A 14,958-nucleotide genomic window follows, 5' to 3' on the forward strand; every position below is an offset into this window, starting at 1 on the left:
AGCAGCAATCCCCCGTCAGGAGGATTTATGGCAGGACTTTCGCGGAAAGGATCACTACCGGCTTCACCGGGACATTCTGGTAAGGGCCGACGTTCTGCGACTGAACCTGAGAAATTTTGTCTGCCACATCCTGTCCTTTGACAACTTTACCGAACACGGCATAGCCAAAGTCACGCTGACCGTGGTCAAGGAAGGCGTTATCCGCAACGTTGATAAAGAACTGGCTGGTGGCGCTGTCTTTGTCGGCGGTGCGGGCCATAGAGATAGTGCCGCGCTTGTTCAGTAAACCGTTGTCCGCTTCGTTTTTAATCGGCGCGTTGGTCGGTTTCTGCTGCATGTCAGCGGTAAAACCGCCGCCCTGCACCATAAACCCAGGGATTACGCGATGAAAAGTGGTGTTGTTGTAGAACCCACTGTTGACGTAATCAACGAAGTTTTTTGTTGAAACCGGGGCCTTCTGATTATTGAGTTCCAGCTCAATATTGCCGGCTGACGTGGTCAGCAGTACGTGAGTATCTCCCTTCGCAGCCATCGCGGAAGCGGAAATCGTGGACAGCGCGAAAACAGTGGCAACCGCTGTCAAAGTACGTTTTAACATGAAAGATTCCTTACTTAGGGCTACAGGCCAGAAAAACAAAGTTGATTCTAAAGAGGCGCTTACCAACGCGCCAGCGTTTTACCTTAATTTACTTGTCACATTTTGACCGCAACCGATACCCTGCAGCGAAAAATGGTGATATTCATCACGAAACTCATGAATATGAAACGAAATATTTCATTATTTATTTATGGCGATCACGAAAATCGTTACACTGCCGACGCTTACCGTGAGCGTCCTGCTTCACGATCCCTCAGACTCACAGGTTCCACTATGACTAATCGCGATCGAATCGGGCTTACCTGGATCAGCTTTTTCTCCTATGCGCTGACCGGCGCAGTTGTGATTGTTACCGGCATGGTGCTGGAAAATATTGCGGATTATTTCCACCTGCCAGTCGCGCAGATGAGCAATACCTTTACCTTCCTTAACGCCGGTATTCTGGTGGCGGTGTTCCTGAACGCCTGGCTGATGGAGATCATCCCGCTGAAGCGCCAGCTGATATTCGGCTTTGTGCTGATGGTGCTGGCGGTGCTGGGGCTGATGACCAGCCACAATCTGAGCGTCTTCTCGCTGTGTATGTTCGTGCTGGGGGTGGTCAGTGGCATCACCATGTCGATCGGCACCTTCCTGATCACCCATCTGTATGAAGGACGGCAACGCGGCTCGCGCCTGCTGTTCACCGACTCCTTCTTCAGTATGGCAGGAACCATTTTCCCGATCATCGCCGCGGCTATCCTCGCACGTTCTCTGCCATGGTACTGGGTATATGCCTGCATTGGCGTGATTTATGTGGCGATTTTCGTACTGGCGTTATGTTTTGAGTTCCCAGTGCTGGGCAAAAAAGCCGCGAGCCAGCAGACGGCTGAAAAGGAAAAATGGGGGGTTGGCGTGCTGTTCCTGTCGATTGCCGCCCTGTGCTACATCCTTGGTCAGCTGGGCTTTATCGGCTGGGTGCCGCAGTATGCCACTAAAAATATGGGCATGGACCTGACTCAGGCCGGTGGGCTGGTTGGCAACTTCTGGACCTCTTACATGATCGGTATGTGGGCGTTCAGCGCCATTCTGCGCTTCTTCGATCCGCAGCGCATTGTGACCGTGCTGGCTCTGCTGGCGACCGTACTGATGTACTGGTTTGTCAGCAGCAGCGATGCTTCCATGCTGAAGTGGATTATGATCAGCCTGGGCTTCTGCTCCAGCGCTATCTACACCACCATCATTACGCTGGGCTCGCTGCAGACCAAAGTTTCCTCGCCGAAGCTGGTGAACTTTATTCTGACCTGCGGCACCGTGGGCACCATGCTGACCTTCGTGGTCACCGGCCCGATTGTGGAAAAAAGTGGGCCGCACGCGGCGCTGATGACCACCACCGGACTGTACGCGGTCGTGTTCGTGATGTGTCTGTTGCTGGGCTTCGTCAGCAAGCATAAACAGCCCGGACATATGTCCTTGCACTGACAGTTACAGACGAAAAAGCCGGGATTTCCCGGCTTTTTTCCTCCATTCCCGGCTACCTTTTAAAATCTACGTACTCGCTTTCAGCCAGATGGATGGTGGTCTCCGCCGGTTTAGTTTCCGCAATAACCCGCCCGTGGCGGATTGAATAGCGGGTTGGTACCTGGCGGCGCAGCGCATCAAAGCCATTTTCAGCAGGTAAAATAATCAGGTTGGCGCTGTTGCCAGTCTGGATGCCGTAATCCTTCAACTGCATCGTTCTGGCACTGTTATCGGTGATCAGCTTGATCCCCTCATCCAGCTGGCCGTAGCCCATCAGCTGGCAGACATGCATCCCCATCTGCAATACCTGAAGCATATTGGCGGTCCCCAGCGGATACCAGGGATCGAATACGTCGTCATGCCCGAAGCAGACGTTGATATCGGCCTCCAGCATCTCCTTCACCCGCGTGATACCACGCCGTTTCGGATAGGTATCAAAACGGCCCTGCAGGTGGATATTCACCAGCGGGTTGGCAACGAAATTAATACCGGACAGCTTCAGCAGACGGAACAGGCGTGAAGTATAAGCCCCGTTATAGGAGTGCATGGCGGTGGTATGGCTGGCGGTTACTCGCGCACCCATTTTCTCGCGCAGCGCCAGAGCGGCGACGGTTTCCACAAAGCGTGACTGCTCATCGTCAATTTCGTCACAATGCACATCGACCATGCGTTGATACTTCTGCGCCAGCGCGAAGGTTTTGTGCAGTGACTCCACGCCGTATTCACGGGTAAATTCAAAATGTGGAATGGCCCCGACCACATCCGCTCCTAACTTTAACGCCTCTTCCAGCAGCGCTTCGCCGTCCGGATAGGAGAGAATACCCTCCTGTGGAAAAGCGACCAGCTGGATATCGACCCACGGCGCCATCTCCTCTTTCACCTCCAGCATCGCCCGCAGCGCTATCAGCGAGGGATCGGAAACGTCAACGTGGGTACGAACATGCTGAATACCGTTAGCAATCTGCCACTTCAGCGTCTGCCGGGCGCGCATCTTCACGTCTTCATGGCTCAGCAGAGCCTTGCGCTCGGCCCAGCGTTCAATCCCTTCAAACAGCGTGCCGGATTCGTTCCAGGCCGGTTCACCCGCCGTCTGCGTAGTATCAAGATGGATATGGGGTTCTATATAGGGTGGGAAGGCCAGGCCCCCTTCCGCATCCAGCGAGCCCTCAACGGGCGCATTTTGCGGCTGTGGCGAGAGAGAGGCTATTTTGCCGTCGCGGATAGCGATCTGCCATAACCCTTCACGCCAGGGTAAACGAACATGATTAATCCATTTCAAATGAACAGCCTGCATGGAAACGCTCCTCAACGTCAGTAGTCTCTGTTAACCATACCACTGTTTTGAGGCCGTGCACGGCTGATTGGCCAGGACGCTGATTTGGCCTCGCAAAGTAAAGTTGAAGAATATCCGCAGGTTAGTAAAAACATCGGGAAATCAGCAATCTACCCATAAAGGAGTATTTAAAAAGCGTATTGATATACATCAATACCCCCTCTGCTTTGCGCGCTATTGTAGCGGCATAATTTTGCAATGTGAGGCAAAAATGAGCACCCGACTCGTCATTATTGGCAACGGCATGGTTGGACATCGTCTGATCGAAGAACTGGTTGAGAAAGCCGTTCCAGGCCAGTTTGCCATCACCGTTTTTTGCGAAGAACCCCGCGTGGCCTACGACCGCGTGCACCTCTCCGCCTATTTCTCCCATCATACTGCTGAAGAGCTGTCGCTGGTTTCTGAAGGCTTTTACCAGAAGCACAATATTGAAGTGCTGGTTGGTGAACGCGCCATCACCCTGAACCGCAAGGAAAAGGTCATCTACTCCAGCACCGGCCGCGCCGTCTACTACGACAAACTGGTGCTGGCTACTGGCTCCTATCCGTGGGTTCCGCCGATTAAAGGGGCTGAAGGTCAGGACTGCTTCGTTTATCGCACCATTGAAGACCTCAACGCGATTGAAGCCTGCGCACGCCGCAGCAAACGTGGCGCTGTGGTGGGCGGTGGCTTGCTGGGGCTGGAAGCCGCGGGCGCGCTGAAGAACCTCGGCATTGAAACCCACGTGATCGAATTTGCCCCGGTGCTGATGGCCGAACAGCTGGATCCCATGGGTGGACAGCAGCTGCGACAGAAAATCGAACGGATGGGCGTGTTTGTTCATACCAGCAAGAACACTCAGCAGATCGTCGACCGCCCCGGTGGTGGCAAAACCATGGAGTTTGCCGACGGCAGCGAGCTGGAGATCGATTTTATTGTCTTCTCTACCGGTATTCGCCCGCAGGATAAACTCGCCCGCCAGTCAGAGCTGCCGTTAGGCCAGCGCGGCGGCGTTCTGATCAACGATCAGTGCCAGACTGAAGACCCGGACATCTATGCCATCGGCGAATGCGCCGCCTGGCAGAACCGCATCTATGGTCTGGTGGCTCCGGGCTATAAGATGGCGCAGGTGACCGCAGACAAGCTGCTGGGCAACGACAATGCTTTCATTGGGGCGGATATGAGCGCCAAACTGAAGCTGATGGGTGTGGATGTCGGCGGGATAGGTGATGCCCATGGCCGTACCGAAGGCGCGCGCAGCTATGTTTATCTCGATGAGAACAAAGAGGTTTACAAGCGTCTGGTGGTCAGCGCCGACAACAAGACACTGCTTGGCGCGGTGCTGGTTGGCGACACCAGTGACTACGGCAATCTGCTGCAGCTGATGCTCAATGCCATTGAGCTGCCGGAGCACCCGGACACGCTGATCCTCCCGGTACATGCGGGCAGCAAACCGGCCATCGGCGTTGAATCACTGCCTGAAACAGCACAGATTTGCTCATGCTTCGACGTGACCAAAGGCGACCTGGTCAAAGCCATTCAGAACGGTTGCCACACCGTGGCAGCACTCAAGGCGGACACCAAAGCGGGCACTGGCTGCGGCGGCTGCGTGCCGTTGATGACCCAGGTGCTGAACGCCGAGTTGAGCAGCCAGGGCATCGAAGTGAATCACAATCTTTGTGAGCATTTCAGCTACTCCCGTCAGGAGCTGTATCACCTGATCCGCGTTGAAGAGATCAAAACATTCGACCAGCTACTGGCGAAATACGGCAAAGGTTACGGCTGCGAGGTCTGTAAGCCCACGGTCGGTTCCCTGCTGGCCTCCTGCTGGAATGAATACGTGTTGAAGCCACAGCACACTGCCCTGCAGGACAGTAATGACAACTTCCTGGGCAATATCCAGAAAGATGGCACCTACTCAGTGATCCCACGCTCTGCGGGCGGCGAAATCACGCCGGAAGGTCTGATGGCGATTGGCGAAATTGGCCGTCGCTACAATCTCTACACCAAAATCACCGGCTCACAGCGTATCGGCCTGTTTGGCGCGCAGAAAGATGACCTGCCCGCTATCTGGAAACAGCTGATTGCCGCAGGCTTTGAAACCGGCCATGCCTATGCCAAAGCACTGCGCATGGCAAAAACCTGCGTGGGCAGCAGCTGGTGCCGCTTTGGCGTGGGTGACAGCGTTGGTCTGGGCGTCGAGCTGGAAAACCGTTACAAAGGCATCCGTACGCCACACAAGATGAAGTTCGGCGTATCTGGCTGCACCCGTGAATGTGCCGAAGCACAGGGTAAAGATGTCGGCGTGATTGCTACCGAAAAGGGCTGGAACCTTTACGTCTGCGGCAATGGCGGGATGAAGCCGCGCCATGCAGACCTGCTGGCGGCCGATCTGGATCGTGAAACCCTGATCCGCTATCTCGACCGTTTTATGATGCTGTATATCCGCACTGCCGATAAGCTCCAGCGCACCTCGCTGTGGCTGGAGAGCCTGGAAGGCGGCATCGGCTACCTGCAGCAGGTGATTATTCACGACAAACTGGGCCTTAACGCACAGCTGGAAGCTGAAGTTGCCCGCCTGCGCGAAGGTTTCACCTGCGAATGGCAGGCAACCGTCAGCGACAGCAGCCAGCTGGCCCGCTTCTCGCACTTTATTAACAATACGCAGCGTGACCCGCTGGTACAGGTAGTGACCGAGCGCGATCAGCACCGTCCGGCCCGCCCGGATGAGCGTATTCCTGTGGTCCTGCTGGAGGAGCAACCATGAGCAAATGGCATCCCGTCTGTGCCTTAGAGAGCATCCTGCCCGCCACCGGCGTCTGTGCATTGGTGGCAGGCCGTCAGGTCGCTCTCTTCCGTCCCTCAGCAGAGGAAACGGTTTATGCCCTGAGTAATATTGATCCTTTTGCTCAGGCCAGCGTACTATCACGCGGCATAATTGCCGAACATCAGGATGCACTGTGGGTTGCCAGCCCGCTGAAAAAGCAGCGCTTTCGCCTGAGCGATGGCCTGTGCATGGAGGATGCCGACCGCTCGATTGCGGCATGGCCCGCCAGAGTGCGGGATGGCCAGGTTGAAGTGGCTGTCTGACTCCTGACTTCTCTTGTGGCCGCGCTTAGCGGCCCTTTTTTATTACTGTGAGCGTCGTATGGATTATCTCCCGTTATTCTGCCAACTGCGTGGCAAAGCCTGTCTGCTGGTTGGCGGTGGCGAGGTTGCCGAGCGCAAGGCCCGGCTGTTACTGAAAACCGGTGCGAACCTGCGGGTTTGTGCAACGCATTTTTCGCCGCAGTTTCAGCTGTGGCAGCAGACAGGAGAAGTGACGCTGACGGAAGCGCACTTTTCACCAGGGATGATCGATGAGTGCTGGCTGGTTATCGCCGCCACGGATAATGAACGGGTCAATCAGCAGGTCAGCGAGGCAGCCGAAGCACAACGCATATTCTGCAATGTGGTTGATGCTCCTGAAGGTGCCAGCGTGATTATGCCCTCCATCGTTGACCGCTCGCCGTTGATGATCGCCATCTCCAGCGGCGGTACTGCACCAGTGATGGCCCGTCTGCTGCGCGAAAAAATTGAGGCGATACTGCCTCAGCATCTGGGAAAAATGGCCGCGTGGGCGGGTTCCCTGCGCCAGCGGGTGAAAGATCAGTTCAGCGAGATGGGGCAACGCAGACGCTTCTGGGAGAAAGTCTTCAACCACGATCGTCTGGCGCAGACGCTGGCTAACCAGGATGCAGCACAGGCGGAAAAACTGACCGAAGCCCTGTTTAGTGAGCCGCTGGAGCATAAAGGCGAAGTGGTGCTGGTCGGCGCCGGGCCGGGCGATGCCGGTTTACTGACCCTGAAAGGGCTGCAGCAGATCCAGCAAGCCGATATTGTGGTGTATGACCGGTTGGTTTCCGATGAGGTGATGGAGCTGGTCCGCCGCGATGCTGAGCGGATCTTTGTGGGAAAACGGGCGGGCTTCCACTGTGTGCCGCAGGAATCTATTAATCAGATCCTGCTGGAACAGGCACAGCGCGGTAAACGTGTGGTGCGTCTGAAAGGCGGCGATCCCTTTATCTTTGGCCGCGGTGCAGAAGAGCTGGAGGCGCTCCTGAATGCGGATATTCCTTTCTCCGTGGTGCCAGGCATTACTGCAGCTTCCGGCTGTTCGGCCTACAGCGGCATCCCGCTAACCCACCGGGATTATGCCCAGAGCGTCAGGCTGGTCACCGGCCACGTGCAGAATAACGGCTCGCTGGACTGGGAAAACCTCGCCGCAGAGAAGCAAACACTGGTGTTTTATATGGGCCTGTCGCAGGCCGGAGAAATTCAGCAGCAGCTGATCGCTCATGGCATGGAAAGCACCATGCCAGTAGCGCTGGTGGAAAGAGGCACTTCCACGCAGCAGCGCGTGGTCAGCGGCACGCTGGCAGAATTGAGCACGCTTGCCACAGAGGTCAGCAGTCCGGCGCTGATTATCGTTGGCCGGGTGGTAGCCCTGCGCGAACGGCTACGCTGGTTCTGAATTCTTACCTATACTGATTTTTAACACCTTTCAGCCGCAGGGAAATTGCATGAATCGCCTCTGGATTGCCGTATTGCTGGCCGGGTTCAGCCAGCTGAGTTCCGCCGCCACGCCCGACTATTCAGTCCTGAAGGGGCGCTGGCAGGTGGAAGGTGTGCAGGTGGACAGCAGTGGCATTCAGGCCGTGGTGGTTAACGATCCACAATATATGGGGGCAGAAGTCACCTTCTCCTCCGGCAAGATCGTCTGGACCAAAGGCACCAAAGATCGGGCCATCGATCCTGCCACGGATAACTGCACCAGCACGCCTGAACTGACTCCAGCCGATAAGAACGATCCTGAACAGAGCTACCAGGTTGCAGGAGGATTTAACGTGCTCTGTGGCAAACACCCCTGGGGACCGGGCGCAGTGGTGACGGTACCAGTGAAAGGCACGATGACGCTGTACTGGTATGACGGGGCGATTCTGGCGCTGAAAAAGGCAGGCTGAGTGGCGGGATCACCAGAAGCGGAAAGGCTCCGCTTCTGGTGTAAAGTTCAGTGCTTATGGCTGGGCAACAAATCCAACGGCTTTATACACCTTTTTCAGCGTTTCCTGAGCCTGTGAACGGGCCTTAGTAGCACCATCACGCATCACCTGCTCCAGGAAGGCTTCATCGTTACGGTAGCGGTGATAGCGCTCCTGCAGGTCAGTCAGCATACCGGAAACAGCATCCGCCACGGCGCCCTTCAGGTGGCCGTACATCTGGCCTTCAAACCGCTTCTCCAGCTCAGGAATGCTCTGGCCGGTCACACCGGAGAGAATATCCAGCAGGTTTGAAACACCCGCCTTCTCTTTGATGTCGTAACGGACGACTGGTGGCTCATCGCCATCGGTCATTGCGCGTTTGATCTTCTTCACTACCGATTTTGGATCTTCCAGCAGGCCAATGACGTTGTTACGGTTATCGTCAGACTTGGACATCTTCCTGGTCGGCTCCAGCAGAGACATCACGCGCGCGCCGGATTTTGGAATAAATGGCTCAGGAACTTTGAAGATGTCGCCATACACGGCATTAAAGCGGGAAGCCACATCGCGGCTCAGCTCCAGATGCTGCTTCTGATCTTCGCCTACCGGCACCTGAGTGGTCTGATACAGCAGAATATCGGCCGCCATCAGCACCGGATAATCAAACAGACCGGCGTTGATATTCTCTTCATAGCGCGTCGACTTGTCCTTGAACTGGGTCATACGGCTCAGCTCACCAAAGTAGGTGTAGCAGTTCAGGATCCAGCCCAACTGAGTGTGTTCAGGCACGTGCGACTGAACGAAAATGGTGCTCTTTTTTGGGTCGATGCCGCAGGCCAGATACAGCGCCAGCGTGTCCAGCGTCGCTTTACGCAGCGCGGTCGGATCCTGGCGGACGGTAATCGCATGTAAATCAACGATGCAGTAGATGCAGTCGTAGTCGTCCTGCATGTTGACCCACTGACGGAGCGCACCCATATAGTTACCGATGGTCAGTTCGCCGGAAGGCTGTGCGCCGCTAAATACGATGGGTTTGCTCATGATTTTCGTCCTGGTTATTACAGCCCGAGTGCGGGCAACAAATCGTTAAAATGATCGAGTACGAGGGTCGGGTTACTGGTGGCAATCGGCTCACCGTAGTTATAACCGTAGGTCATCCCCACGCTGGGGCAGCCTGCCGCCTGAGAAGCCATAATATCATTGCGGGAATCCCCCACAAACACTAACTCGCCCGGCAGCAGGCCAAACTTACCCAGCACCATGAACAGCGGTGCCGGATGCGGCTTTTTCGCCACCACATCATCGCCGCCGATAATCAGCGAGAAGTACTGAGCGATGCCCAGCGAGGTCAGCAACGGTTCGACAAACGGCGTCGGTTTGTTGGTAACGATCGCCATTGGCACGCCGGTGGCGGCCAGGGCAGCCAGCCCCTCTTTCACTTCCGGAAACAGCTTGCTGCCGCTTTCCACCGAGGTGGCATAATGCTTATCCAGCAGCACGCGGGCATCCCGCACCCGATCGTCTGATGGCTGATGGCCGAGTGCCCACGTCAGCGCCCGCTCAATCAACACATCCGCGCCGTTACCGATCCAGGTGGAGACACGCTCAACACCTGCTGCCGGTAAATTCAGCGCAGCCAGCGCGGCATCCACCGCACTGGCCAGTCCCGGAGCACTGTCAATCAGCGTCCCGTCGAGATCGAATGCCAGTCCGCGAACCTCAGTGAAATGAGCCATGGCGAGATTTCTCCAGTTCTGTGCGCATATCATCGATCACTTTTTTGTAATCAGCCTGACCAAATATGGCCGAACCGGCAACAAACATGTCCGCGCCTGCCGCAGCGATCTCGCCTATGTTGTCGACTTTCACGCCGCCATCCACTTCCAGACGAATGTCGTAGCCACTCTGATCGATGAGCTTACGAGCCTGACGCAATTTATCCAGCGTGCCGGGAATGAAAGACTGACCACCGAAGCCGGGATTCACCGACATCAGCAGGATCACGTCGACTTTATCCATGACGTAATCCAGATAGCTGAGCGAGGTTGCCGGGTTGAACACCAGACCAGCTTTGCAGCCGTGCTCTTTGATCAGCTGCAGCGAGCGGTCAACGTGCTCAGTGGCTTCGGGATGGAAAGTGATATAGCTTGCACCCGCTTTGGCGAAGTCCGGGATCAGACGGTCGACCGGCTTTACCATCAGGTGCACGTCAATCGGGGCGGTAATGCCGTAATCACGCAGTGCTTTCAGCACCATTGGCCCCATCGTCAGGTTGGGAACGTAGTGATTATCCATCACGTCGAAATGCACAACATCGCCACCGGCAGCCAGCGCTTTGGCCGTGTCTTCACCCAGGCGGGCAAAATCTGCAGACAAAATTGATGGGGCTAGTAAAAACTGTTTCATCCATTTCTCCCAATTAGCGCGCCTGACGACAGGCACGTACAGCAGTTGAGGTTCAGCCGCCGGTAAACAACGCCAGCAGCTCATTCACCTGAATGCGACCGGTACCGCTGCGGCTGATAGAACGTCGGGCCTTGATCTGATGCAGTTGCTGCGCGGCCTGATACCACTCGCGGGTTAGCGGGGTATCGTGGTTGGAGATCAACACCGGAATGCGGCTCTCAATTGACAGCTTCTCCGCCAGCTCCGCCAGGTGCTGCTGTTGTCGCAGGCTGAAGCTGTTGGTGTGGTAAGCGGTAAAATTCGCCGTGGCCGACAGCGGCGCATAAGGGGGATCGCAATACACCACCGCGCCCTTTTGCGCCCTGTTCAGGGTAACATCGTACGATTCACAGACAAAGGTCGCATTCTGCGAGCGTTCGGAGAACCAGTAGAGCTCATCCTGAGGGAAATAAGGTCTGCGATAGCTGCCAAACGGCACGTTAAACTCACCGCTCAGGTTGTAGCGGCAAAGCCCGTTGTAGCAGTGGCGGTTAAGATATAAAAACAGCACGCCGCGGCGATAGGCATCCGTGCAGCGGTTGAACTCCTGACGGCGGGCGTAGTAGAACTCCGCGTCGTTGGTTTCGCTGGTGAACAGTGCACGCGCGTCAGTGACAAACTCGTCAACGCGGGTTTTTACGATGTCATAAAGATTGATCAGGTCGCTGTTGATATCCGCCAGAATGTAGTTTGGAAAGTCAGTGTTGAGAAACACCGATCCCGCGCCAACAAAAGGCTCAATCAGACAGTCGCCTGCAGGCAGATGACGCTGGATATCGTCAAGCAACGGGAATTTACCGCCCGCCCATTTCAAAAAAGCGCGATTTTTTTTCATGCCGTCGTTTTATTACAATTACTCTTCTGGCTGCGGTTACACCGACAGCATATCTGCGCTTTAAGGGTCAGCCTGCCGCTGGCAGACTGATTTTCATCCTGCGACCGGGCAATCCGGCCGCCGTTAGTTGGACGCTTCTTTCTTCACCTGACTGACCGGCTTCACCCACGGGTTCTGCGCCCGGACTTCGGCTGGCAGAGAGGAAACCGCGCGTTTGGCATCGGCTGGCGTTGCATAGGAACCACTGACCAGCACAAACCATGGCTGACCATTACGGGTGGTTTTATAGACGTGGTAGCTGCTCAGGTTCTGCTTCTTCGCCCAGGCATTCAGCGTATCAGAGCGCGAAGCGCTGCTCAGCTGCAGCGTATAGCTGCCGCCCGGTACGGAGGTTGAAGCAGATTTCGCCGGAGCGGAAGCCGTATGGCTGGCCGTGCTCTGTGGCTTACTTTCTTTCACTGGCTGAGAGGCAGCAGGCTTGTGGCTGGCAGCCGGTTTGCTGTGATGCTGTGTAGCCGGGCGTTGGGTGGCCTGATGGGGCTGACCGGCTGCCGGTTTCGCTGCGCTGGTATGAGCACCAGGAGCCACGGTAGCCGGAGCCGTTGGCAGTGAACTGCCGTTATCCTGCGCACCCTGCGCCGCGTTATCAACCTGACCCTGCTGATTAGCCAGAGCACTGTTGAGATCTCCCGGCAGCTCAACGCGCTGCTGGTTCGCCGGCGTCTGTACCGGTGCAGCCTGAGTTGGCGTTGGGGAAACCGGAGGCGCACTCAGCTCCTGTGGGCCATTGGCCGCCGGAGCCGACGTACTGCCCGGAGCCTGATTCGCGGCCGTCGCATCAGGTGCAGGTTGCTGGCCCGCATTCTGACCACTCATGGACGATGAGCCAGAGAGATCGATGCTTTTATCGCCGCCGCTGCCGGATGTGCCAGGCTGGGAAGAAGGCTGCTGGCTGCTACTGCTGTTACCCGTGGTATTCAGCGCGGAGCCAATACCGAGTACCAGCAACAGCAAAACCAGAATACCGATCCCCATCATCATGTGCTGACGGGAAACAGGCACTTTAGGGACTGAAGACGTTTTGCGGGACCGCTGCGGGCGGCGGTCGCTGGTGTCAGGTTTTAACTCGTCTTCCGGTTTAAACTCGTCCATTCAACCTCCTCCAGTAGAGCGCGGACGCCACCCCATACCCTTTGAGCGGCAGTTACTTCATCAAATTAAGGGGGCCTGCGCCCGTTTAGGCGGCTTCAGGCCGTCTGACAATCATTAATCGCAGCCAGAACCGTATCATGCCCTACTCCGCTGCGCACTTCGGCTTTGCCGATTGCCAGCGGCAGAACCAGACGCAGTTCACCAGCCAGGACTTTTTTATCGCGCATCATGTGCGGCAGATAATCTTCTGCCACCATGCTTGCAGGACCATTGACCGGTAACCCGGCGCGTTGCAGCAGCGAGATGATCCGGTCGGTATCTTCAGCGCTGAACTGTCCAAGACGCTCAGCGGTTCGGGCAGCCATCACCATCCCTGCCGCCACGGCTTCACCGTGCAACCAGTTCCCGTAGCCCATGTGCGCTTCGATAGCGTGGCCATAGGTATGGCCCAGATTCAGCAGGGCACGCTGGCCCATTTCACGCTCGTCGGCAGCCACCACTTCGGCTTTCAGCTCGCAACAGCGGCGAATGCAGTACGCCATGGCCTTGCCGTCGAGCGCCAGCAGCGCATCAAGGTTAGCCTCCAGCCAGTTGAAGAATTCACCGTCGAGGATAATGCCGTACTTGATCACTTCCGCCAGGCCAGAAGCCAGCTCGCGAGCGGGCAGGCTGTTCAGGCAGTCAAGATCGATCACCACCGACGCTGGCTGATAGAACGCACCGATCATGTTCTTACCTAACGGGTGGTTTACGGCAGTTTTGCCGCCTACGGATGAGTCAACCTGGGAAAGAAGCGTGGTAGGAACCTGAATAAAACGCACGCCGCGCTGGTAGCTTGCCGCAGCAAATCCGGTCAGATCGCCAATCACCCCGCCACCTAAAGCGATCAGGGTGGTGTCGCGACCGTGGGGTTTTTCCAGCAGAGCGGTAAAGACCTGATCCATTACTTCCAGCGTTTTATACTGCTCGCCGTCAGGCAGAATGACCTGGTCAACCTTCACGCCGGCGCTTTCCAGCCGCTGGCGCAAAGGATCAAGATAGAGCGGGGCCAGAGTCTGGTTGGTCACCAGCATGGCCCGGTCGCCCGCCTTGAGCGGCCAAAAAGAAGCCGGATCGTTGAACAGTCCGGCAGCAATCGTAATGGGGTAACTACGCTCCCCCAAAGTGACGGTAATCTTCTCCATGAAGCTGTATCACCTTATTACTTTGGCCCGCAGGCGGGTTTTGAGCTGATTCAGCTCTTTTCCAACACGTTGATAATCTGATTCGCGACAACTTTCGCGCTCTGATCGTCGGTACGGATAGTGACGTCAGCAATCTCTTCGTACAGCGGATTACGTTCATCTGCCAGCGCTTCCAGCACCTCACGCGGTGGGGATTCCACCTGCAGCAGAGGACGCTTTTTATCACGCTGAGTACGCGCCAGCTGCTTCTCGATCGTGGTTTCCAGATACACCACTACACCGCGAGCAGAAAGACGATTGCGCGTTTCACGGGATTTAACGGAACCGCCACCGGTAGCCAGCACAATGCCCTGCTTCTCGGTGAGTTCATTGATTATTTTCTCTTCGCGATCGCGGAAGCCTTCTTCGCCTTCGACGTCGAACACCCAACCCACATCCGCTCCGGTACGTCGCTCAATTTCTTGATCGGAATCGAAAAATTCCATATTGAGTTGCTGAGCTAACTGACGCCCAATAGTGCTTTTGCCGGCACCCATAGGCCCAACCAGAAAGATATTGCGTTTCTCTGCCATTTTTTCGGTATTACTAAGACAATTCGTTAATGATACCCCGTCCAACCGGACAGGACATGAACTGAAACCTCATGAGCGATAGTGCGAGAGTCAGATGAAAATTATCTCAACACTGAAGGTGTTTTGGCAACCGATTAAATTGACCTTGCCCATTGCGCACTCATCGGGCGCGTTTCAGTCCGCTTCATTTATCAGCCCGATGTCACTGCATCGGCTACGCCGGTTGCGCACGATAAAAAACGGGTTAAATGCATTCTCTGAAGCCAAACCGAGGCCCATAAATCAAAAATCGCTAAACCTTGTAAGCTAATTCCGCTCTTGCGTCAAACGCATATGGTCGCA

Annotated in this window: 14 protein-coding genes; 5 read left to right on the forward strand and 9 right to left on the reverse strand. The window is 55.9% G+C overall.

What is annotated here, in order from left to right; genetic code table 11:
* Positions 1-25: 25 nt before the first annotated feature.
* Positions 26-598: a peptidylprolyl isomerase A gene (gene ppiA, locus GSQ70_RS02800; RefSeq protein ID WP_158780928.1), complete on the reverse strand. Its 573-nt coding sequence runs from the start codon at positions 596-598 to the stop codon at positions 26-28.
* A 273-nt stretch (positions 599-871) separates the two neighbouring features.
* On the opposite strand from ppiA, the gene tsgA reads away from it, so the two are divergent.
* Positions 872-2,056 carry an MFS transporter TsgA gene (gene tsgA / locus GSQ70_RS02805; protein WP_158780930.1) on the forward strand — a complete coding sequence of 395 codons (1,185 nt, stop codon included), beginning with the start codon at positions 872-874 and terminating at the stop codon, positions 2,054-2,056.
* 52 nt (positions 2,057-2,108) lie between these two features.
* On the opposite strand, the gene GSQ70_RS02810 is transcribed toward tsgA, so the two are convergent.
* Complete coding sequence (locus GSQ70_RS02810) at positions 2,109-3,389, reverse strand: cytosine deaminase (RefSeq protein ID WP_158780932.1); 1,281 nt, start codon at positions 3,387-3,389, stop codon at positions 2,109-2,111.
* Between the two features lie 250 nt (positions 3,390-3,639).
* Here GSQ70_RS02810 and nirB point away from each other — a divergent pair, with 250 nt between their 5' ends.
* Genes nirB through GSQ70_RS02830 form a run of 4 tightly spaced genes read left to right on the forward strand, consistent with a single transcriptional unit; the run spans position 3,640 to position 8,410 of the window.
* On the forward strand, positions 3,640-6,174 hold the full coding sequence (nirB, locus tag GSQ70_RS02815) for a nitrite reductase large subunit NirB (protein ID WP_158780934.1): 2,535 nt from the start codon (positions 3,640-3,642) through the stop codon (positions 6,172-6,174).
* Positions 6,171-6,497 carry a nitrite reductase small subunit NirD gene (gene nirD / locus GSQ70_RS02820; RefSeq protein WP_158780936.1) on the forward strand — a complete coding sequence of 109 codons (327 nt, stop codon included), beginning with the start codon at positions 6,171-6,173 and terminating at the stop codon, positions 6,495-6,497. Before nirB ends, nirD begins: the two co-directional genes overlap by 4 nt.
* 58 nt (positions 6,498-6,555) lie before the next feature.
* Positions 6,556-7,920, forward strand: a complete 1,365-nt coding sequence (cysG, locus tag GSQ70_RS02825) for a siroheme synthase CysG (protein ID WP_158780938.1) — start codon at positions 6,556-6,558, stop codon at positions 7,918-7,920.
* 49 nt (positions 7,921-7,969) lie between these two features.
* On the forward strand, positions 7,970-8,410 hold the full coding sequence (locus GSQ70_RS02830) for a hypothetical protein (protein WP_158780940.1): 441 nt from the start codon (positions 7,970-7,972) through the stop codon (positions 8,408-8,410).
* Between the two features lie 54 nt (positions 8,411-8,464).
* Here the strand turns inward: GSQ70_RS02830 and trpS are convergent, their stop codons facing one another.
* The 7 genes from trpS to aroK all read right to left on the reverse strand — a co-directional run bounded on the left by trpS (position 8,465) and on the right by aroK (position 14,616).
* Entirely contained in the window at positions 8,465-9,469 is a 1,005-nt protein-coding gene (gene trpS, locus GSQ70_RS02835; RefSeq protein WP_158780942.1) for a tryptophan--tRNA ligase, read from the reverse strand.
* 17 nt (positions 9,470-9,486) lie between these two features.
* The gene (locus tag GSQ70_RS02840; protein ID WP_158780944.1) at positions 9,487-10,164 is read right to left on the reverse strand and encodes a phosphoglycolate phosphatase; all 678 of its coding nucleotides are present in this window, start codon (positions 10,162-10,164) and stop codon (positions 9,487-9,489) included.
* A complete protein-coding gene (gene rpe / locus GSQ70_RS02845; protein WP_158780946.1) occupies positions 10,148-10,834 on the reverse strand; it encodes a ribulose-phosphate 3-epimerase in 687 nt (228 codons plus the stop codon). Before rpe ends, GSQ70_RS02840 begins: the two co-directional genes overlap by 17 nt.
* A gap of 52 nt (positions 10,835-10,886) precedes the next feature.
* A complete protein-coding gene (gene dam / locus GSQ70_RS02850; protein ID WP_158780948.1) occupies positions 10,887-11,708 on the reverse strand; it encodes an adenine-specific DNA-methyltransferase in 822 nt (273 codons plus the stop codon).
* A gap of 123 nt (positions 11,709-11,831) precedes the next feature.
* Positions 11,832-12,860 (reverse strand): SPOR domain-containing protein, encoded by a 1,029-nt coding sequence (locus GSQ70_RS02855; protein ID WP_158780950.1) that lies wholly within the window; start codon positions 12,858-12,860, stop codon positions 11,832-11,834.
* 95 nt (positions 12,861-12,955) lie between these two features.
* Positions 12,956-14,044, reverse strand: a complete 1,089-nt coding sequence (gene aroB, locus GSQ70_RS02860; RefSeq protein WP_158780952.1) for a 3-dehydroquinate synthase — start codon at positions 14,042-14,044, stop codon at positions 12,956-12,958.
* A gap of 50 nt (positions 14,045-14,094) precedes the next feature.
* Positions 14,095-14,616 (reverse strand): shikimate kinase AroK, encoded by a 522-nt coding sequence (gene aroK / locus GSQ70_RS02865; protein WP_158780954.1) that lies wholly within the window; start codon positions 14,614-14,616, stop codon positions 14,095-14,097.
* Positions 14,617-14,958: the final 342 nt, after the last annotated feature.

It is taken from the genome of Pantoea sp. BAV 3049, from assembly GCF_009765445.1.
Classification (GTDB): domain Bacteria; phylum Pseudomonadota; class Gammaproteobacteria; order Enterobacterales; family Enterobacteriaceae; genus Erwinia.